17 protein-coding genes are annotated in these 20398 nt (G+C 42.7%); 8 read left to right on the top strand and 9 right to left on the bottom strand.

The features are described from left to right. Positions 1–24: 24 nt before the first annotated feature. Both PNC201_RS10650 and PNC201_RS10645 read right to left on the bottom strand, forming a co-directional pair. Positions 25–2211, bottom strand: a complete 2187-nt coding sequence (locus PNC201_RS10650; RefSeq protein WP_102057026.1) for a cation:dicarboxylate symporter family transporter — start codon at positions 2209–2211, stop codon at positions 25–27. Between the two features lie 94 nt (positions 2212–2305). Further along, positions 2306–2794 carry a malate synthase gene (locus PNC201_RS10645; RefSeq protein WP_102057025.1) on the bottom strand — a complete coding sequence of 163 codons (489 nt, stop codon included), beginning with the start codon at positions 2792–2794 and terminating at the stop codon, positions 2306–2308. A gap of 145 nt (positions 2795–2939) precedes the next feature. Here PNC201_RS10645 and PNC201_RS10640 point away from each other — a divergent pair, with 145 nt between their 5' ends. Then, complete coding sequence (locus tag PNC201_RS10640; protein ID WP_102057024.1) at positions 2940–4430, top strand: DUF3612 domain-containing protein; 1491 nt, start codon at positions 2940–2942, stop codon at positions 4428–4430. 81 nt (positions 4431–4511) lie between these two features. On the opposite strand, the gene mnmC is transcribed toward PNC201_RS10640, so the two are convergent. Continuing rightward, complete coding sequence (mnmC, locus tag PNC201_RS10635) at positions 4512–6497, bottom strand: bifunctional tRNA (5-methylaminomethyl-2-thiouridine)(34)-methyltransferase MnmD/FAD-dependent 5-carboxymethylaminomethyl-2-thiouridine(34) oxidoreductase MnmC (RefSeq protein WP_102057023.1); 1986 nt, start codon at positions 6495–6497, stop codon at positions 4512–4514. A 176-nt stretch (positions 6498–6673) separates the two neighbouring features. On the opposite strand from mnmC, the gene fabB reads away from it, so the two are divergent. Beyond that, positions 6674–7888: a beta-ketoacyl-ACP synthase I gene (gene fabB, locus PNC201_RS10630; protein WP_102057022.1), complete on the top strand. Its 1215-nt coding sequence runs from the start codon at positions 6674–6676 to the stop codon at positions 7886–7888. Between the two features lie 82 nt (positions 7889–7970). Here fabB and smpB read toward each other — a convergent pair whose 3' ends face one another. Further along, the gene (smpB, locus tag PNC201_RS10625) at positions 7971–8453 is read right to left on the bottom strand and encodes an SsrA-binding protein SmpB (protein ID WP_010379116.1); all 483 of its coding nucleotides are present in this window, start codon (positions 8451–8453) and stop codon (positions 7971–7973) included. A gap of 141 nt (positions 8454–8594) precedes the next feature. Between smpB and PNC201_RS10620 the strand changes: the two genes are divergently transcribed. Further along, positions 8595–9029, top strand: coding sequence for a type II toxin-antitoxin system RatA family toxin (locus tag PNC201_RS10620; protein WP_102057021.1), 435 nt, complete (start codon positions 8595–8597; stop codon positions 9027–9029). Continuing rightward, positions 9029–9364 carry an RnfH family protein gene (locus PNC201_RS10615; RefSeq protein WP_102057020.1) on the top strand — a complete coding sequence of 112 codons (336 nt, stop codon included), beginning with the start codon at positions 9029–9031 and terminating at the stop codon, positions 9362–9364. The genes PNC201_RS10620 and PNC201_RS10615 overlap by 1 nt, the downstream gene beginning before the upstream one ends. 305 nt (positions 9365–9669) lie before the next feature. Here PNC201_RS10615 and PNC201_RS10610 read toward each other — a convergent pair whose 3' ends face one another. Then, complete coding sequence (locus PNC201_RS10610) at positions 9670–10029, bottom strand: outer membrane protein assembly factor BamE (protein ID WP_010605101.1); 360 nt, start codon at positions 10027–10029, stop codon at positions 9670–9672. Between the two features lie 181 nt (positions 10030–10210). Here PNC201_RS10610 and PNC201_RS10605 point away from each other — a divergent pair, with 181 nt between their 5' ends. After that, on the top strand, positions 10211–10543 hold the full coding sequence (locus PNC201_RS10605; RefSeq protein ID WP_102057019.1) for a GIY-YIG nuclease family protein: 333 nt from the start codon (positions 10211–10213) through the stop codon (positions 10541–10543). Here PNC201_RS10605 and PNC201_RS10600 read toward each other — a convergent pair. The 4 genes from PNC201_RS10600 to ilvC all read right to left on the bottom strand — a co-directional run bounded on the left by PNC201_RS10600 (position 10471) and on the right by ilvC (position 16457). Then, a complete protein-coding gene (locus PNC201_RS10600) occupies positions 10471–11406 on the bottom strand; it encodes a M20/M25/M40 family metallo-hydrolase (RefSeq protein ID WP_102057018.1) in 936 nt (311 codons plus the stop codon). The two genes, PNC201_RS10605 and PNC201_RS10600, sit on opposite strands and share 73 nt — an antisense overlap. A gap of 8 nt (positions 11407–11414) precedes the next feature. After that, positions 11415–12617 carry a tetratricopeptide repeat protein gene (locus tag PNC201_RS10595; protein WP_010605098.1) on the bottom strand — a complete coding sequence of 401 codons (1203 nt, stop codon included), beginning with the start codon at positions 12615–12617 and terminating at the stop codon, positions 11415–11417. A gap of 195 nt (positions 12618–12812) precedes the next feature. After that, the gene (locus PNC201_RS10590) at positions 12813–14714 is read right to left on the bottom strand and encodes a methyl-accepting chemotaxis protein (protein ID WP_102057017.1); all 1902 of its coding nucleotides are present in this window, start codon (positions 14712–14714) and stop codon (positions 12813–12815) included. Between the two features lie 270 nt (positions 14715–14984). Then, positions 14985–16457, bottom strand: coding sequence for a ketol-acid reductoisomerase (ilvC, locus tag PNC201_RS10585; protein ID WP_102057016.1), 1473 nt, complete (start codon positions 16455–16457; stop codon positions 14985–14987). Between the two features lie 105 nt (positions 16458–16562). Here ilvC and ilvY point away from each other — a divergent pair, with 105 nt between their 5' ends. The 3 genes from ilvY (at position 16563) to PNC201_RS10570 (ending at position 20351) form a co-directional block, all read left to right on the top strand. Continuing rightward, positions 16563–17456 (top strand): HTH-type transcriptional activator IlvY, encoded by an 894-nt coding sequence (gene ilvY, locus PNC201_RS10580; RefSeq protein ID WP_102057015.1) that lies wholly within the window; start codon positions 16563–16565, stop codon positions 17454–17456. A 63-nt stretch (positions 17457–17519) separates the two neighbouring features. After that, positions 17520–18215 (top strand): response regulator transcription factor, encoded by a 696-nt coding sequence (locus PNC201_RS10575; RefSeq protein ID WP_010373828.1) that lies wholly within the window; start codon positions 17520–17522, stop codon positions 18213–18215. Positions 18216–18524: 309 nt separating this feature from the next. Further along, positions 18525–20351, top strand: coding sequence for an Ig-like domain-containing protein (locus PNC201_RS10570; protein WP_102057014.1), 1827 nt, complete (start codon positions 18525–18527; stop codon positions 20349–20351). The last annotated feature ends 47 nt before the right edge of the window (positions 20352–20398 follow it).

Genomic DNA, 20398 nt, shown 5'->3' with positions numbered 1-20398 from the left:
CGGCGTTTTTTTATTCCGTTAGTATTAGAACTTCAGTTTATCAATAAGTGTGTTAGGGTCGATTTCAAGTTCATCCATTAACGACCAGCGAGTTTGCTTTTGTACACTACCTTTTCCTAAGATCCAGTAATCATAAGTTTTTTCAATACGGCCATTGGTATGCTGTATAGTCAACCACGCATTTACATAACTCAGTAAATCTTGATTACGCTTGGCGACGGCAAATCCAACGGGGTATTTCAAACTCGCCCCTTCCGGGACCACAACACCAAACTCAGGGTAAAACATGCTCCATGCAAAGCCCGCCTCTGCGCTGATCACTAAGGCGTCATATCTTTCTGGGTGCTTAAAATAGCTTTGCAAATTGTTAATACCGGATACTTTTACCTTAGGGTTTTGCTGCGCCAATTGTTTGAGTAACGGAGCATACTCAACGTGAGCTAAATTCAGCTTATCAAGCGTAAGTAGGGCTGACTTGTCAGCAAACTTCTTCAAATCATGATCTTTGGCCAAGAGCGCTAGTTGCAGTTCCAATACCTTGTCACTAAAGCGCACGCTTTGTAAGTCGGCAATATTAATTTCAAGGCCGGACATTGCAATATCGAAATATCCCTTGTTGAGATACTCTGCCAGTTGTGGCTTTTTAAAAGGAATAAACTCGATTTTAACCCCAAGGTCAGATGCGAGCCTATGTGCTAGGCTGACATCAAAACCCACTAACTGGTCTTTTTGATTAAAGTAACTAAATGGCACATTATCGATAAGATATCCGACACGCAGCAGGTTACGTTTTTTAATCACATCGATATTCGTCAAAGACAACTCACCACTTTGGTATGCTTTAGGGACATAGCTAAGCACATGAGCAGGGACGGTATCTGAGATCACCATATTAGCAATGGCCTCATCGGCCGATTTAGTTTGTTTACCGAGGTAATTATTTGCCGTAAAACTCAACAACATAAATGCTGGGAGTAGTGCAGATAGTAGCGTTAAATAATAAACCGAGCGCACGCGTTTTAGGTGTAATTGTCTACGGTTGATGAAAATACATAAAAATACAAATGCGAAGATATATACCACAGTGGTCGGTGAAACCACCTTTGCGGTGAGTACTGACATCGATAGATATAACTGATAAGTATCAGCCGGGACACGCAAGGTATCGAGCAAATAGGGAATAGCGATATGTACGTTAGCAAAGTAACTTAGTATCGCCGACAAAGACACATTAGGAATTTGTTCGATGCCGATTTGGTTGCCGGTAAGCCATGCTGCAAAAGAGACAAAAATGAGGGTCGTAAGCTTTCCTAAACTCGGGAAGGTATAAGCGATAGGCACTAACACCTCAGCGATGTGATCAGAGCTTTCGTCGCTTTGCTTAATTTTGCGTAAATGATCTTTGATCCCCTCGGTGATCACTGGCAATACAATAAAAACGTTTCCGGTACTAAATGCGGTGATCCATGCATTGCGCATAACCATGATGAGGTCGCGGTATTTAACAGGGGTGAGTGCGGCAACAAGCATAGGGAGTAGTACTAACATCAAATACACGCCGACACATAAAACGACAACCCAGTATACTTGCAATTCAGACAATTCTTCTGCGCTCATCGTACCTGCGGTGCTTGCTGTCATCGCAAAAATGCCGATAGGGAAGATGGCAATGATCTTCTTGGAAATCACCGACAGACCTTGACCAACGACTTCTAACACATCCAGTAAACGGTTTTTCTTTTGATTGGAAATAAGCGCCATACCTAGCGCAATACAAAATATGACTAAGGCAGGTACATTACCTTCCGCCATAGAAGCAAATGGATTAGCGGGAATATAATGTTTGACGAAGTCTACTTCGGGAGCAGCGGCGACCAGTGCCGGGGAGAAAAAGGTCCCGGCATCATGCGCTGGTAATGTCATAATAAAGCACCAGATCACAGCAAGACCTACCACCCAAATGGAGATCATGACTAGCGCCGCTTTTGCAAGAATACTTTTAACCTGTTCGGGATTAAATTTGCCTAAACCCACGATAAGGCTGACGACAATATAGGGGAGAATGGTGATTTGCATCAGGTTTACAAAACCTGTACCGATAGGTTTTAAAAATGATAACCGTTCACCGAAAACTAAACCAGCAAAAATGCCAAGTATGAGCGCCCAAAGCATCCAGTTAATGTTTTTTAGAAAATTAAGCAATTTAGTCATGTGCTCAGTCGAAAAAAGAGCGGTATTTTAATTAGCTTAGCTTAAAACTTACTGAATGTTTGAGCGATTTGATTACAAATTATCGAGTGTTTACTCAAAGTTCATAATCATCCCCATTTTTGGCACGATAACAGGCTTTTCCTGCTGGTTGTTGCACCCCGTGATAAAAGCTCATCCATAGTTTTTGTAGCTGGGTTTTAGTCTTTTTACCAACCACAGACGCCAGTGGCGTTTCGACGATGATATCTTCGATATGGGCGCTATCAAATTGGCCGAGCATTCCGGTGCGATTGAAGGTAATTTCAATATGTAAGCCATCGTCCTGTTTTAGCAAAACAGCCTCAGGCGTTTCTCGGTGACCGCAAAGCGCGACGAATTGGCTACAATTTTTTAAACCACAATGGGTGCCGTTGGCAAAAAACGCAAGCAGGTGATTGTAGTAAACCACATAGTCTGTCACCTCCATGTGTGAGCCAAACTCTAAAGGACATTGTTCATCAAGATACTGTTTTGCCAGCATTGACTGTTGCGCTTTCGTATCGTCAATTGGTTGCTCTGTATGCGGTTGTAATTGCGCTGCCATGATCCACCTCACTTGTTCATGTTGTCATAAATTGGGAAATATATTCTGGTTGTTTCGTGTACATTTTGAGTGTAAGTTAAATATTCAAATAATTTCACAAAAAGAATTTCACAGTGTGAATTTCACAAAAATGGGGTGTGAAATCATGGCAAAAGTTGCAAGCTTAATTAGAAAGTCTCACTTTTTGGGTACTAAAATAAGAAATCTAAGAAAGCGTAACCATCTGACTTTAGAAGATTTGTCGGCTCGATGTGTTAAGCAAGATCCAACCAGCGCGCCTTCCGTTTCCTACCTGTCAATGATTGAAAGAGGCCAGCGTACGCCAAGCGAAGCGATGCTCGAAAACTTCTCTAATGTATTTCAAAAACCGATTGAGTGGTTTTTAGACAGTCAACCTGAAGCACCGGAGATAGCGCCAGATAAAGGCAATTTCGGTGGGATAATGGGGATGGCTTTAGAGCCCAACTTTCTATTTGCCAAAGAGATATTACAAATTGCGATTCCAGAAATGCTATCCCAAGCGGGGATCAGTGGTAGGCAGTTTGCGCACCTTTTGATCCGTGCCCACCAAGAACACCATCAAAACCACTTTCCTGATTTAGAGCGAGCAGCCGATGAAGTGGGAGGTAAAAATCTCTATCTCAGCTGTGATGATCTCATGGCAATTTTGATAGCAAAAGGTCGAAAAGTGGAGTGGTTTGAGCAATCATCGCCTGACGGAGAGGGGATGATCACTTCTTATTTCAAAGAGCCAAACATGGTGTTTATAAATCGCGCATTGCACGCACATCCCGCGAGAATGAAATACGATTTAGCCGTTCATATTGGCCATGCCGTACTTCACAATAGTGAGGGTTTAGAATGTGTACTCACTACTGGAGAAAGTCGTAAAAGTAACGATAACCCCGATCATGATACTCCAAATGCTCAGGATATTTTGAGCGCGTGGCAGGATTTTGAATCGAGCTTCTTTGCAGGGGCCTTATTGTGTCCCCGTACACCATTTCGGCAGTTACTCGAAAGCCGAGGTTACGATGTGCGCGTCCATGAGCAACTTGGTATTTCTGCTTCCGTCGCAATGCGCAGAATGACATCGGTTTCACCTTATCCACATTGGCATTATTTTGATGCTTATCAAGCCGGTAAACTCAAGGCGGTGTATCGGGGCAATGGCATTCCTTTACCTTGGGGCAATATGCGTAGCGTTGCCGATCCGTGTCAGCACTGGGCCGTATTTCGTAAATTTCATGATGATAGCAATAGTGCCAGTGCTCAGCTTTCGATCCTGAACGTCAATGGCAAACCGCGTCTGTATTGCTGTGAGTCAGTAAAAATTGTTGATGTTGCGAATCGTCCAAGGGTGCTGTGCGCGGGTCTTGATCTCAATCCTGCTATTAATGCACAAGGGATTGATGCTGACGCCTTGATTGGAGAGTTACAAAAAGCTTGTATTAGCCATGGTGGCGCGAGCGTGGTGCCCTATCATATGAAAACCCAATTACTCCGTGTCGCCAAGATTTTAAATATCCAGTGGATTGAAAGAGGACTTGAGGGCTCAGTTCGGGTGATTTGTACTCGAGGAAAAAGCTGCCCGAGAAAGCCTAGTTGTTATGCGCTCTCCTCCGTTAGCAATTGATATTGAAATTCTACCGTGTAATGGGCGTATAGTGCTAAGGCATAATATCTAGATCTAGGTGATGTTATGCCTTAGCCATTATTAGATTTTACTTCTAATTAAATCTCTGACGAGCAATCTGGCAGGGTGGATTGCCTGATGTACTCGCTCGCTTAAAGGTCTTGCTTCGCCAAGTAGAGTTGCAACTAAATGCTCAGTAACCAGCGGAGCGCTGCACAGTCCTCGTGCGCCAAAACCGGTAACAATATGAATTCCTTGATAGGGTAGTGCTGGATTTCCAAAACCATAGTGTTTTCCCTTTCTTAAATTGGCAAAGGCCGAGCAAAACTCATCGTTATGTTGGACTTGACCAAGCATAGGCAAATGATCGTTAAAACAACAACGTACAGCGGCTTTTGCCGAGGTGACTTCGCCAAGACTCGCGGCTAACTCCGTGTCTTTGTAAAAGCGTTCAAGCTGGGCACGGTTAACTACATCATCTTCGGCTTTTACCTCTCGGCTTTTGCTGTTTTTTTCAAATGTCGCGCCCATACAATGTTGCCCATCCATTGCAGGAGTAAAGTACCCTTTATGGCAAAGTACGGTATTGAGTTTTTGTGATTCTTCTCCAGCATCAACATGAGAGACCTGACCGCGGACGCCGTGTAAAGGAACATGTTTGGTTTGCTCGAATCGGTCAGAGTGCTCACCGCCACAGACAAATACATCTGAAAACGGCCCAAACGTATTATCTTCACTGTGTAACAGCCAGCCGCTCTCGGTTTTTTCGAGCTTTTGTATGTCAGTATTAAAATAAGTCGAAACTGCTTTTAACGCGTGAGCTGCATCAAACACTGCTTGCGTTATCTCTGCAGGGTTTAGCCAACCGGCCTCTGGAATATAGAGTCCACCGTAGGGCAGCATGGTGTTTGCGATAGCTGAAGCCTGCTTGGCGTCGACGGCATGAATTAAATCATGTGGCCAAGTTGCCTTTTCGGCTAGGTTTTGATGTTGCGCTCGTTTGGCCTCACTAACGGACTGCAAGAGTACGCCACACCAATCGTGTGCGAAGTGGTAGCCTGTATTTGCAATATGCTGATAAAGGCGCTTTGCATATAAAAAGCTGTGGGCGTAAAGCTCGCTCGATGGCGTGTGATCTGCTTGCAGGTTTGGATATAGCGCGCCTTGACGATTGTGAGAAGCGCCTTTGGCTAACGCGTCGTCTTGGCAAAAAAGTGTTGCGCTAAGATCACGTTTACTAAGGTGATACAACAAACAACTTGAGGCAATACCGCCGCCAATAATAGCGATACTCTCTAGCTTACGCGGTGTGGTGCTGTAATACGCTGGAGTATTGGAGTTTTTATTGGCACGGCTCAGCGTTCCGACCACCATTTCGCGTTTGCGACCAAACCCTTTGACTTTTTTGCACGCAAAGCCGGCGTCTTGTAGTCCCCTGCGGACAAAACCCGCTGCGGTAAATGTTGCTAAAGTAGCGCTATCCCGGCTCATATTGGCCATGGCATCAAATAAGCTTTGTTGCCACATATCTGGGTTTTTACTCGGAGCAAAGCCATCTAAAAACCACGCATCGACAAATCCGGCTTGTTCGAAACTTAGTTGTGGTAAATTATCGTGAATATCACCAAACCATAAATCTAAGGTCACTTGACCATTATCAAACTCTAGGCGATGGCATCCTTCAAGGGCCATCGGATATTGCTGGCAGAGTTTTTCGGCGAGCGGGGCAAGCGTAGGCCAAGCTTGTAGCGCTTTAACTAAATCATCGATATGGATTGGATATTTCTCAAATGAGACAAAGTGGAGTTGGTTAACGCATGCGTCTTTGCTACGCTGGTTGAAGTGATACCAAGCGTTGAGAAAGTTTAATCCAGTACCAAAACCAGTTTCTGCGATGACAAATCGGTCTTTGCCATGATTTTGTAACCGCTCGTCGATATGGTTCTGAGTATAAAAGACGTAATGTGACTCAGCTAACCCATCATCGTTGGAAAAATAGACATCGTCAAAACTATCGGCAACAGGGGTACCAGCATCGTTGAAGTGTATTTGAGCGTTTTTTATCATGAAAGACTCTATGTTCGACTATTTGGGAACTATTTTACTGTCTTTCGACTCAATAGTCTGGTTGCATTTTTAGTTATTTAGGTTCAGAGTACATGTGTACGCTGGAAAGCTGACCACTTGGCGCTAAAATTCAGCGTATACTACGCATAATTTGTAATATCGAAGGGAATAAACCCATGAGAAGAGCCGTTATTACGGGGATCGGTGTTGTTTCGAGCATCGGCAACAACAAGCAAGAAGTTTTAGAGTCATTAAAAGCAGGTAAGAGCGGTATTGCTTTTAACCAAGAATTTGCAGACTACAACCTACGTAGCCAAGTGTCTGGTAAAATAGATATCGACGTAAAATCTCTCGTTGACCGTAAGGCACATCGCTTTATGGGGGACGCGGCAGCGTTTTCCTATATCTCGATGGCGCAAGCAATTGAAGATTCAGGGCTATCAGAAGAGCAAGTATCAAACGAACGCACAGGCCTTATCGTAGGTTCTGGTGGTGGTTCGTCTAAGTACCAAGTTGAAGCTGCTGATATTCTGCGCGAAAAAGGCGTAAAGCGTGTAGGGCCTTATATGGTTCCACGTACCATGGCAAGCACGACTTCTGCGTGTTTGGCAACACCGTTTAAAATTAAAGGTGTGAACTACTCAATCAGCTCTGCATGTGCAACATCAGCACACTGTATTGGCAATGCTGTTGAACAGATTCAACTAGGCAAACAAGATGTTATCTTTGCTGGTGGTGGTGAAGAGCTACACTGGACATTGGCGATGGAATTCGATGCCATGGGTGCGTTGTCAACCAAGTACAATGAAACGCCTGAGCGCGCATCACGTACGTACGATGCAAATCGTGATGGTTTCGTCATCTCTGGCGGTGGCGGTATTGTGGTAGTTGAAGAGCTAGAACACGCACTTGCTCGCGGCGCGCACATTTATGCTGAAATCGTTGGTTATGGTGCAACATCAGATGGTTACGATATGGTAGCACCATCAGGTGAAGGCGCTGTACGTTGTATGAAACAAGCGATGCAAGGTCTTGATGCACCGATTGACTACCTAAACACGCACGGTACTTCAACACCAGTTGGTGACGTGAAAGAGTTAGGTGCTATTCAAGAGTTGTTTGGCGATAATTCTCCGGCTATTAGTGCAACTAAAGCAATGACAGGCCACGCACTCGGTGCGGCTGGTGTGCATGAAGCGATTTACTCTTTGCTGATGCTAGATAATGACTTTATTGCACCATCAATTAACATTGATGAATTGGACGAACAAGCACAAGGTTTAGACATTGTAACCGAGCGCCGTGATGGACCGCTTAACACCGTGATGTCCAACAGCTTTGGCTTTGGTGGTACTAACGCAACACTTGTGATGAAAAAGTACAAAGGTTAAGCGCTTTACACTTAACTTGATATCAAACACAAAAAAGCAGGCTAAGCCTGCTTTTTTCGTTCTGTTCGTATATTAAAATAAATTAACGTACATTGTGTTTCATCAAACGTTCTTTATCACGTGACCAATCACGGTCTTTAATATCAGCACGTTTATCGTGTTGCTTTTTACCCTTCGCAAGATAGAACTCGAGTTTTACCCAGCACTTTTTCCAGTACATTGCTGTGGCTATCAGAGAATAACCATCACGCTCGGTTGCACCGATAAGACGTGAGATTTCACGTTTATTTAGTAACAGTTTACGATAACGAAGCGGATCACATATCACATGTGTAGAAGCACTATTTAACGGTTGAATTTGACTGGCCAACAAATAGGCTTCGCCGTTTTTGATATGGATGTAAGTATCTGAGATATTGACTTTACCGGCGCGGATACTTTTTACTTCCCAGCCTTGTAATTCGATACCTGCTTCGAACTTTTCATGTAGTGAATACTCATGACGCGCTTTTTTATTTAGCGCTATGGTATTGCTATTTGATTTACTTGAATTTTTCTTTGCCATAATGGCTTAGTCTACCTATAAATCCTGTTTTAAGACAGCGCTTTTTCATTAATGTGACGTATTTTTACTTAGTCAGTGGCTGCAAACAAGATAAATCTGCAAAACCTTGGTAAAATCCTTGTATTAAGATTTGGAGTGTCTATGCCACAGATAGAAAAAAGTGCTTTGGTGATGTATAGCACCAAGGAAATGTTTGAATTGGTCAATGATGTTGACGCTTATCCCGCATTTCTACCGCATTGCTCAGATGCAAAAGTTATCAGCAATGATGATCAAGGGATGACCGCGAGTCTAGAAATTTCGAAAGCCGGCCTAAAAAAGTGGTTTACCACAAAAAATGAATTTGACGGCAATCGAGTAAAAATGTGCCTAGTAGATGGACCATTTAAGTCTTTAAATGGTTATTGGGAATTTACCGCGCTTGATGAACAGGCTTGTAAGGTGAGTTTAAAATTAGAGTTTGAATTTGCGAGCAAATTAATTGAGATGGCGTTTGGCAAGCTATTCAATGAAGTGGCCAAGAATATGGTATCTGCGTTTACCCAGCGAGCCAAAATTGTTTACGGAGCGAGATGATGATAAAGGTTGAAGTGGTATTTGCATTGCCTGACAGCGCGACGTCATTGTCGGTTGATGTGCCTGAGGGGACGTCAGCTGAGCAAGCGGTACTACAGTCAGGGATATTAGAAAGATGCCCAGAGATAGATGCGAATGACTTGACGCTTGGGATCTGGAATCGCACAGTAAAATTACATCAAGTAGTGAGTGACGGTGACAGAATAGAGATCTATCGTCCATTAATCGCAGACCCAAAAGAGGCGCGCAGACGCCGTGCGGAAAAAGCAAAAGAAGAGGGCCGTGCAAGCAAAGTTACCGGTGGGCGACCTGTCTCTTTAGGAGATAAGGAATAATTAACCTGAACTTCGGATAGTTAATGCCTTTCTAGCAGCCAGTTTTAGCGCTAACTGCGTTGAATTCACTTCCAATAGCCAACTATTGGTGCGTAAATTCGCCTTGCCTACAGGATGTAGGTACCTTAGCGAGAGCAGGACGCGGAAGCGGTGTTATCCCTAAAACTCTCTGGCTAGATAAGGGTATAATTTAATGTGGTATTAAAAACAATGAGTTAGCTCATTCCTTATCCAAACCTCAGGCTAATTAAAAAAGGGGAAATACCTTTCCCCTTTGACTACGAAACAATGTGTGCCCTTTGACTTTACGAGTCTAAAGGGGTGTTAAATTCTTCCGGCTCTTCGAAGTCGCCGCTCACGCGAACTAGTTTGTCATTTTCGAAATAAACGCTAAATGACTTTCTGACCTCTGAGTCTCTATCAATATTAAATACGTACTGGTAATGCCAGATATTGTTGTTAAAAGTATCTTTAGCAAGCGGTGTACCTAGCACATATAGCACTTGCTCTCTGGTCATCTGCACGCGAAGTTTATCTACATCTGACTGCTCTAAGAAATTACCTTGTGGCACGTTGATGCGATAAATCCAGCTTGAACAGCCAGACATAAATACCGTCATAACTACAGCACTGAGCCAAACAGAAAGGGTTTTATTAGACAGCATGAAATTGTGTATCCTTATTATCAGTTATTTGCATGATACCGATTGCACAGAGAAGGTAAAGTCTCTTAGCGGAATTGGACTGCACTAAGTGTAAAAAGTTCGCAGATAAGTTGCAAGAGCTGCCATGTGTGGTAGAAGTCATTGATAAGATTTTGAGGAGAGCCTGTTAGTGCTAGGAAAAATGTTACTTAACGAGCCCAATAAAACGGATCACCAAGCTATTTGGAGCTTATATATCCTAGAAACGCGCTTTGGTCATTGGTACACAGGAATAACAACCAATGTAGAGCGGCGCATAGAGCAGCATCAGGCTGGGAAGGGGGCAAAAAATTTAAAAGGTAAAGGGCCCTTAACGTTAAAATTTCAATGTGCTGCAGGTACTAAATCTCAAGCTGCAAAACTTGAGTGGCATGTTAAGCAGCTGACAAAAGCACAAAAAATTCAGCTGGTAGAGTCAAAAGGTGAACGAGTTAATGACAAAATAAAGTCATTGATGAGGTTAACCCCTGCCTGATACTTATTTAGATCCATATTCTCTAGTGTATCCCTGGTGGTGTGATGATGTTTATCTTCACCCATACCAAAATAAATATAGGGGATCCCTTGGCGATAAAAGGCGTAGTGATCGCTTGCTTTGTGCCAATCAACTCTTGGGTTATTTATATAACGCTCAATTTGTCGTTGTGACGATACTATGGTCAATTTTACTGAAGATTGCGCCTTGTTCTGGAGCTCAGATTTATATTCCTTGAAACCCGGTGAAAACAATGCAAATAAACGGTTGTTGTTATTTATTCCTAACATATCAAGGTTGATATTGAGCTCAACTTCTCGTTTAAGGTGCTTGGCATAATGTTTCGCTCCATGTAAGCCGCGCTCTTCTGCATCGGTTGCGACAAACAATATATCGCGAGCGCGATTTGTTTTACTAAGTTGCCTCGCAATGTGCAACATTGCAGCGGTGCCAGATGCATTATCATTGGCACCTGGATAATGTCTTTGTCCTGTGGTTCCTAAATGGTCGTAATGCGCGCTGATAACGATGGCCTTATCACATCGAGGTTGAGTGCAAGGTAAAATCGCCGTGACGTTGTGACCTGCGTCCTTACTAAAAATACCTGCTCTAAAGGTAAAGTGCTGATAGATCGGGTTTCCACCTAATTGCTCAAAAGCAGCAAAAATATATTGGGCACTGATGTTAGGCGATTGAGCACCACTTTTACGGCCTTGGTGACGAGCACTTGTGAGAGCTTGTAAATCTTGCACCAATATATTATCAACATTAGCAATACCTTGATGTCGCGACTGAGCCAATACATTCGTGGTACATATCGCGGCCAGCATCATGCCGATTAGCTTGAAAGAACATTTCTTCATTATTATTGTTATCTCTCATCGTTGTCTGTTAAATTCAATTGGTTACTAGCAACTCCTCTCAATAAGGCCAGTTTGCCTTCGTAGCGCGCTTTGTCGTGTTCGAAGACAGATGCTTTGTATGCCTTGTTGAGGTAATACTCTGCTTTTTTTCTATCGCCTTGCTCATAGGCAACTTTTGCCAGCCCAAAGTAGCTACCATGAACGTTGCGATCAAGTTGATAAGCTTTTTGATAAAAATGCTTAGCGCGATTTAACTCTCCTTGTTTAAAGGCTTCGTTCCCTAATACCAACATGTAATAAGGGTTGCTTTTTCTCAAATTATGGATATTTGCTTCAATAATGCTAGCTTCATGATCTCGTTCCGTCAGGTGGTAGAGTTTAGCAAGGTTACTTAGTGCATTTCGATTATCGTGGTTAATGGCAATGGCCTGATTATAGGCTCGCTCGGCGAGGTCGTACTGGTTTGTTATACGGTATAAAATACCGAGGTTCCCCCAGGCGCCGTCATGATAGGGATCGCTTTCTACGGCTGCCTTGTAGTAGCTATATGCCATATCTAAGTTACCACTAATCATTTCCATTGCTCCTTTGTTGTTATAGAACATAGATAAGATAGTATTTGTACTAATTGGTGAAGTACTAAAGTGTTGAGAGCGGCTATTAGGATCAAAATCAACAGTGACCGCAGTTGGTTTAACATATAAAGTTTTAACTGAGTCCTGTGTGTTATCTACTTCAAAAATTTTGATGTTGACGTGGCCTGTTAGCAGGCTATAGCCTTGGCTCTCATCCCAATATTCAGGTATGTGTACTTGTTGAAATTGGCTGCGTAAGCCTAGCTGCTTAGCAATAGCGTGAGTTAGTATAGATAAGGACAAGCAGTTCGCGTTCATATTATTAAATGCTTGATTTGCAGTTAAATTTGCACCTGAAAGGTAAGAAAGTGAATCATCTCCACTACTTACCAAAAATCTCATCAGCATTTTAGCACGTTTAAGGCCTATCTCTCCGTTGTGAAAGTATTGTTCTAATTTAATGCGAATTTGGTTATTGAGTTGAAAGACATCAGAATACGACTCAACTTTGTGAACAGTAAATTGGTGATTTGCATTAAGAATTGATCTATCAATCGTCGCTTTGGGAGTGCTATTACAAGCACTAAGTAAAATAATGCTAAGCACAATAATAGAGAACTGAATTACTATCTTCATACAACCTCCAGATTGGGCATTCGGCTGACTTTTAGTTATGGCTTAATTGCTTACCTTTGGCCCTTACTATTATTGAATTTAGACCATAATTGCAAAATTTGCGCGGTGTGATTGTTACACCATGTAACAAAGAGACAATTTGAAAGGGTAAGCCTACAAGGAAACATGCAGGCTTACTTTAGAGTTGAGCAGAGGTTAAAAGCTCGCGACGAGATCATCAAGCGCTTTTGCTGATGCAGCAAGACGCTGAATTGCTTGTTCCGTGTCAAGTTGCTCGTTCATCACGGCATCGCTAATTTCGCTAATTTGCTCGATGTTGCGGCCGACGTCCGCAACGACATTACTTTGCTCTTCTGTCGCTGTTGCGATAAGCGCGGTCATGTCATTTATTTGATTTGCGGTTTCCGAGATTTCCAACATTAACTCCACTGACGATTGCATCGTTTGAACACTTTGCTCTGCTTGTTCACTGGATTGTTGGATTTGGTTTACGACAGCGCCAGACACCTGAGTTAATTCAGATATCGTTGCTTGGATCTCGTCGGTAGATTGTGATGTACGACTCGCAAGTGCTCTCACCTCATCTGCAACAACGGCAAACCCACGACCGTGCTCACCCGCTCGCGCAGACTCAATCGCAGCATTGAGTGCAAGCAAGTTGGTTTGTTCAGATATGCCTCTGATCACATCAACGATATTGGCAATTGACTGGGTTTTATCGGCCAACGTAGCGACTTGACCTGCCATATTTTCGATGTCACCTGCAAGCAAGTGAAGTGTTTCTTGGCTTTCTTGCACACCTTGACGGCTGCGCTTGGTTGACGCTTTACTTTCTTCTGTCAATTTTGCCGTGTTGGTCGCGCTACTCGCGATCTCTTGTACTGTCGCGCCCATTTCATTGATTGCCGCGGCAACAGACATGGTTTGAGACTTTTGTTCATCAAGAGATTGAGAGTTTTGCTGACTCTGTTTAAACACGGCTTCGCTCGTCACGCGAATTGAACGGCTCTCTTCCGCAACCATGTGGATAGCTTCTTCGATCTTAGCCATAAACTGGTTGAAGCCGCCAGCCAAAGCATGAAGTTCAGGTTGTGCTGAGTCTGGTAAACGATAATTGAGTTTTGCGTCGCCGCTACCAAGCTGTTCAAATAAATCTGCCATCTTTTTTAGTGGCGCGCTTAAGTTCTTAGCCAGTAGCATACTAAAAAAACTCGCCACTAGCGCAATTACTATCGAAAAACCAATGATTTGCCACTGCAAAGAAGTGATCCCACTATTGATTTCACTGGTTGGCACTTGGGCAATAACAAGCAAATCTGTGTTTGGAATTGGGCTCGCTGCAACTAAATTGGTTTCGCCACCCACTTCCAACTCTTTAACGACAAATCCACGTGTGGAGGTAAAATCGCGACTGTGCTGGCCGTAAAAGTCTTCAATTGAGGACTTTGCGACTTTGCTTGCATCTGGGTGCAATTGCACCGTACCTTGCCTATTAATGACGAAAACAAAGCCACTTTGCTCGATTTTCATATTAGCAAGCATCGCCTGCATATCATCAATACTTTTCGCAAGCCCAGCTAAACCAACACCGCTTAGTTGTTGATGGTTTACAAACATTTTTACATCGCCCGGCGCTTCTTGATAGATACTAATAGAGTATGGCGAGCCGCTAGTGGTAAAGCCGAAAAACCAACCATCTTGCTCTCTATTTAGTACTCGCAGAAAGCCATTTTGATTCCAATATTGATTGGTTTCGCGGTTAGCCCAAGAAGCCGTAACTAAGTCATACTGCGCCGCAATACGTTTGAGTTCGTTGACAAGAAGTTTTTCATCCAAAGTATTTTGCTTGGCACTTTGGGTGATTAATAAATTGCTTGAAAGCTGCTCGGCTGCATTTTTCAACGTGTCTATCTGCTTGCTTAATGATTTATTGATACTTTCTATCTTGCTTGGCAATTCAGATTGCATCATGCGTTCATTAATGAGCGTTTTGGCGCTGTAAAGCGAGGTAAACCCGATTAAACAAGCGACAGCAATCGCAATGAGACTACCCAGAAGGGTAATTCTTTGAGTAATTGTTAAACCTGTGTTTTGCATTCGATTTGTGTGTGTAATCCCGTGGAACCGATTATTCTAGCATAGTAAATAACCAGCTCGGAACAAGTAACAATCCAAGTCACAAAAAAATAATTTTGGTTTATAAAATAAAGTTAATCTCAGTATTTAGTGTTAACTGTATTTGAGTTAAATGGGAGGTTATGTTGAGAAACAGAGATAAAAGGCCACAATCTCAGGGTGGAAAGTGGCCTTGGTTACTAACAAGCGAACTAGTTTGCTATATTATTGACGCAAATTTATTTCTACTTACTAAACAATCTTTTTCATATCTGACATGTAACCGCGAAGGATTTCACCTATTTTTTCTACCGGATGGTTACGGATCGCACGGTTTACAGCGATGAGCTTTTGATTGTCAGCGTAATTGTCACTGTCTAACAAACCTTCACCAATCTCACGTTTTGTGATTGATTCCATAAATGGCTTCAATAGTGGTAGGCATGCGTGATTATACAGGTAACAACCATATTCTGCGGTGTCTGAAATAGTACGATTCATCTCGAACAGCTTTTTGCGCGCAATGGTATTCGCGATTAGCGGCGTTTCGTGTAGTGATTCGTAGTAAGCTGATTCATCAATAATGCCAGCCGCTGTCATGGTTTCGAACGCCAGCTCTACACCGGCTTTAACCATAGCAACCATTAGAATACCTTGGTCGAAGAAAGTCTGCTCTGAAATTTCAGCATCCGTATTCGCTTGCTTTTCAAACGCGGTTTGTGCGGTTTCTGCACGCCATGTAAGCAATTTATTGTCGTTTTCAGCCCAATCAGCCATCATACCTTCTGAAAACTCACCACTGATGATGTCGTCCATATGCTTGTTGTAAAGTGGGCGCATAACGTCTTTTAATTGCTCGCTCAGTTCAAATGCGCGTAACTTGGCGGGGTTAGACAGTCTGTCCATCATATTGGTGATACCACCGTGTTTTAGTGCTTCGGTGATGATCTCCCAGCCATATTGTACAAGCTTTGATGCATATCCAGGTTCAATGCCTTCTTCTACCATTTTGTCAAAGCATAGTAGTGAGCCAGTTTGCAACATACCACATAGGATGGTTTGTTCACCCATTAGATCTGATTTTACCTCAGCAATAAATGATGACTGCAATACGCCAGCACGATGACCACCAGTTCCCGCCGCATATGCCTTAGCTTGCGCGAGACCTTTACCCTCTGGGTCGTTTTCAGGGTGAACTGCAATCAGCGTAGGTACACCAAAGCCGCGCTTGTACTCTTCACGTACTTCTGTACCAGGACATTTTGGTGCAACCATGATTACGGTGATGTCTTCACGCACTTGCATACCTTCTTCGACAATATTAAAGCCGTGAGAATAAGCAAGTGTTGCGCCTTTTTTCATTAACGGCATTACTGCGTTTACAACTGAAGTATGTTGCTTGTCAGGCGTTAAGTTTAGGACCAAATCCGCTTCAGGAATGAGTTCTTCATAAGTGCCAACAATAAAGCCGTTTTCAGATGCATTAAGAAACGATTGACGTTTTTCTTCAATTGCTGAAGGACGTAGTGCGTAACTGACGTTCAAACCAGAATCTCTTAAGTTTAGACCTTGGTTCAAGCCTTGTGCACCGCAACCAACAATGACCAGTTTTTTACCAATCAGAACGTCGACACCTTGTTCGAATTCTTTTGGATCCATGAATTCACATTGAGAAAGCTGAGCTAATTGCTCACGTAAAGATAAAGTATTAAAGTAATTCGACATGATATTTCCTGATTCTGTAGAAATAGATTGAAGTCAGAGTAGGGCGAACTTTTGATTGCGTAAAATGATATATTTGAACTATAGTGTTTCAAAAGGTGAAATACTATGAATCACAAACAACTTAAATATTTTTTGGCACTTGCAGATACGCTGCACTTTTCCCGAGCGAGTGAGCGCTGTTTTGTAAGTCCTCCGACATTAAGTCGTCAAATCAAACAGTTAGAAGAGGAAGTTGGCGCGCCTTTATTCCTACGAGATAATCGCACCGTTGAGCTGACTCAGCAAGGCAAAGCGTTTGTTCATTACGCGCAAGCGACGTTGGCAAGCTGGCGGCAGTTTAAGAGTGAATGCGTTGACGATGATAAGCCTTTGACTGGTGAGCTGAGTTTATTTTGTTCAGTGACCGCGACTTACAGTTTTATTTATGACCTTTTTTCCAAGTTTCGCTATCTGTACCCGCAAGTAGAGTTAAATCTTATTACTGGTGATCCCGCGCATTCAATAGCGGAAGTGGCCAGTGGTAAGGAAGATGTTGCGGTCGCGGTGAAGCCAAAACATCTACCAAACGGTATAGAGTACTTGCCAATCGGCCGTTCGAGATTGGTGTTCATTGGCCCAACGATGGACTGTCCGCTTAAGTCTATTATTGATGAATACAGTCATAGTGAAATGCCGTGGCAGAGGCTGTCTTTTATTATGCCAGAGCAAGGTGTGTTAAAAGATCGAATTGATAACTTTTGCAAAAAACACAATTTTGTTCCTAAAGTTTATGCGCATGTTTCGGGCCATGAAGCTATGGTTGCGCTTGCGAGTTTAGGGTTTGGTATTGCGTGTGTCCCCGAGATAGTAATTAGTCAAAGTCCATTTAAGAATCAAGTTCAGCTTTTGCAGCTTAGATCGGATGAAATTGAAATTGGACTTGTAACTAAGAATAAACGGTTATATGACCCAGTTGTTAAAGCACTTTGGGATACGGCAAAAGGATTATTTACGCTGTAAAGCATCCATTCAGGTTGCGTGACTACACTGTGTTCATCCATGTTGAATGAATGAGGTGCGTCCGTGTCCACTATCTTGGTTGCACAAAGCAATAACAATATATTGACATCACAACAAAAAATGCTTGAAGAGCAAGGCTATACTGTTGAGTTGTTGAGGGAATTAGGTCAATTGAACGGTTTTTCAGGGAAATCTATTAACGGTATCGTGCTTGATCAAGCTATCGCATCCGTACCAACCTGCGATTCAATCAGCCAATTTAGACAAAGATTTAAAGCTCCCGTGATCGTCAGTCTTGACAGCGATGACGAGGATGTTCACAGCCTGTTTTTAGAGCTCGGTGCTGACGAAGTTATTTCCAAAGATGCAAAGCCTAGATTATGGCGAGCTCGACTTGATGCAGTGTTAAGAAGGCAAGCTGCAAACTCGCAGTTTGACGATGAGCCAGAGCAATTAACCTTTGGCCAGCTGCATATCGACAAAAACACCAGGCGCGTGAGTTATGGGCAGGAGCGCATTGACCTCACAACCCATGAGTTTGAGTTGCTATGGTTACTTGCGAGCAATGGCGGCAAAGTAGTGAAACGTGACTTTGTATACGAGCAGATCCTAGGCAAATACTATCGCCCAGATACTAGGACAATAGACGTTCGAATCTCTCGCTTGCGTAAAAAGCTGCATGATAATCCAAGTCGACCAGAGAAGATCAAAACGATTTGGCGTCAAGGTTACCTATTTGTTACCGATGTTTGGAACTAAAAAGTAACAATTTGATTTAACGCAAAGATACTTCGAATTTTTCGAATGCTCAATTCGATGAAATTTGATGAAAAGTTATACGTAATAAAGGCATAAATTCGTACTAATGGATTTATGTCTTTGTTTTAACTGTATTATTCTTATCTCCTCAATGTTTATACAGTCGCCCGCCGCTGAATTTTTGGACCACAAATTTGAGAAAATTGTTATTTATACAATGCAAATAATATTGATTGCTATTTAGGTGTGTGTATACTTTACACCTAGTTATGAAAATATAAACATAATTAGTCTCAAAGGAACAATTCAATGGCACTTAAAAAGTCTCTGTTAACGACTGCTATTCTCGCTGCAAGTTTAGGCCTCACCGCATGTGGTGGCTCTAGCAGCAATTCAAATGACAACGATGATAACAACACAACACCACCTCCAGCCACCAATGCTGCACCTACTATTACCGTAGACAGTGCGTCAGTATCCGAAGATACGCTTGGTGCTGCGGTTGCAAATATCTCTTTTTCTGACGATAGCGATGAAGTAAGTGCATTGACACTAACCATCTCTGACAACCGTTTTGAAATTGTTGACGGTGCGGTTAAGCTCAAAGCTGCAAACGCACTAAACTTCGAACAGGTTGAAAGCGGTAAAGTATCGGTAACTATCACGGCAACTGACAGCAAAGGCGAAAAAACAGAAGTTGAAGCTGAAATTGCTGTTCAACAAATTGCTGAAGAAAACAAAGCGGGTGTAAACCGCTATGCCTTCAATAATGCTCAAGGTGAGTCTTCAGTTTCTTACTCTGGCCAAATCGCACGTCACGCGGCTATGGTTCATATCAAAAGCTTAATGGGTAAGCTTAATAATGAAACTGTAGGTAACGCCTCTGGCCAAAAAACGGCTGAAGCAGCAATTGCAGAGATCAAAATGTTCTTGATGCCGACAGATACAGTAGTGTTGGATGAAACCCTTGATTTCGCTGTTGCGGCAAACGCAGCACAAACCACGTTAGGAGATATTTCAAGCTCGCTTAAAAACGTCGCTGGCGAAGGTGGTAAAATTGCGGGACGTGATACCTCTAATATGCATAAAGCATGGGAAGAGGATGGTGTCATGGCTGGTTGGGTTAACTTTGGTACACAGCCAAAAACACCTGAAGGTTTAGCCCTACACTATTTAGACCTGCTACAAGCGCAACTTCAGCAGTTTGAAAATGGCTCAACAATCAAAGCAGAGCATAATGGCACAGCTATCACGCTGAACAAACTATATGTAACACCGGAAGGTCTTGATCTTGCCCAGCTAATGCAAAAACATTTAAACGGTGCAGTGTCGCTTTCTCAAGGTGCGGACGATTATCTAGATGATTTACTCATTGGTGAAAAGTCAGCTGATAACGCGACATTAGCGGATGGCAAAAGCTACACGGAACTTGAACACAAGTTTGATGAAGGCTATGGCTATTTCGGTGCTGCTGTTGATTATCTAGACTATACAGATGATGAACTTTCAGCTAAAGGTGGCCGTGAAGCGTATGCAAGTGGTTATCATGATTTGGATAATGACGGCAAAATCGATCTACTATCTGAATTTAACTTTGGTAACTCAACAAATGCAGCAAAGCGTGACCGTGGCACTAAATCTAACGCTAACCCAACGGACTTAACTGCTCAAGCACAATTAGCGTTTATTGAAGCACGTAAACTTATCAACGCTAATGTTGGTACTAATGTTGCGCAGTGGTCAGATGAGGACAAAGCGCGCTTAGAAACATTGCGTAATCAAGCGTTGCTAGCATGGGAAAAGTCGATCGCTGCAACCGTTGTGCATTATATCAATGATACAATCTCAAATGATGATGGTGATTTAGACGATATCGCATCAGGTGATTTTGATGCTGATCAATTCTATGCAGTAGCAAAGCACTGGTCTGAAATGAAAGGCTTCGCATTAAATTTTCAGTTTAATCCGTTTTCTCCTGTCACAGATGCAGATTTTGTTAAAATCCATGAATTGATGGGTGATAAGCCTGAATTCGCGGCAGATAAAGTGGAAGCTTATAAGACTGCTTTATTGGAAGCGCGAGAAATCATTGCAACTGCATATGATTTTGATGCTGAGAATGTTGCCAACTGGTAATCTAAATTTTCGTTTATAACGTTAAAAGGTTAGCCGTTAATTCTGCT

The organism is Pseudoalteromonas sp. NC201, from assembly GCF_002850255.1.
Lineage (GTDB): Bacteria > Pseudomonadota > Gammaproteobacteria > Enterobacterales > Alteromonadaceae > Pseudoalteromonas.
This window is presented reverse-complemented; position numbering and strand designations above follow the sequence as displayed.

Bases quoted from the DNA above. Each gene is read 5' to 3' on its own strand.
- PNC201_RS10650 (WP_102057026.1), bottom strand. From the start codon at position 2,211: ATGACTAAATTGCTTAATTTTCTAAAAAACATTAACTGGATGCTTTGG.
- PNC201_RS10645 (WP_102057025.1), bottom strand. From the start codon at position 2,794: ATGGCAGCGCAATTACAACCGCATACAGAGCAACCAATTGACGATACG.
- PNC201_RS10640 (WP_102057024.1), top strand. From the start codon at position 2,940: ATGGCAAAAGTTGCAAGCTTAATTAGAAAGTCTCACTTTTTGGGTACT.
- mnmC (WP_102057023.1), bottom strand. From the start codon at position 6,497: ATGATAAAAAACGCTCAAATACACTTCAACGATGCTGGTACCCCTGTT.
- fabB (WP_102057022.1), top strand. From the start codon at position 6,674: ATGAGAAGAGCCGTTATTACGGGGATCGGTGTTGTTTCGAGCATCGGC.
- smpB (WP_010379116.1), bottom strand. From the start codon at position 8,453: ATGGCAAAGAAAAATTCAAGTAAATCAAATAGCAATACCATAGCGCTA.
- PNC201_RS10620 (WP_102057021.1), top strand. From the start codon at position 8,595: ATGCCACAGATAGAAAAAAGTGCTTTGGTGATGTATAGCACCAAGGAA.
- PNC201_RS10615 (WP_102057020.1), top strand. From the start codon at position 9,029: ATGATAAAGGTTGAAGTGGTATTTGCATTGCCTGACAGCGCGACGTCA.
- PNC201_RS10610 (WP_010605101.1), bottom strand. From the start codon at position 10,029: ATGCTGTCTAATAAAACCCTTTCTGTTTGGCTCAGTGCTGTAGTTATG.
- PNC201_RS10605 (WP_102057019.1), top strand. From the start codon at position 10,211: ATGTTACTTAACGAGCCCAATAAAACGGATCACCAAGCTATTTGGAGC.
- PNC201_RS10600 (WP_102057018.1), bottom strand. From the start codon at position 11,406: ATGAAGAAATGTTCTTTCAAGCTAATCGGCATGATGCTGGCCGCGATA.
- PNC201_RS10595 (WP_010605098.1), bottom strand. From the start codon at position 12,617: ATGAAGATAGTAATTCAGTTCTCTATTATTGTGCTTAGCATTATTTTA.
- PNC201_RS10590 (WP_102057017.1), bottom strand. From the start codon at position 14,714: ATGCAAAACACAGGTTTAACAATTACTCAAAGAATTACCCTTCTGGGT.
- ilvC (WP_102057016.1), bottom strand. From the start codon at position 16,457: ATGTCGAATTACTTTAATACTTTATCTTTACGTGAGCAATTAGCTCAG.
- ilvY (WP_102057015.1), top strand. From the start codon at position 16,563: ATGAATCACAAACAACTTAAATATTTTTTGGCACTTGCAGATACGCTG.
- PNC201_RS10570 (WP_102057014.1), top strand. From the start codon at position 18,525: ATGGCACTTAAAAAGTCTCTGTTAACGACTGCTATTCTCGCTGCAAGT.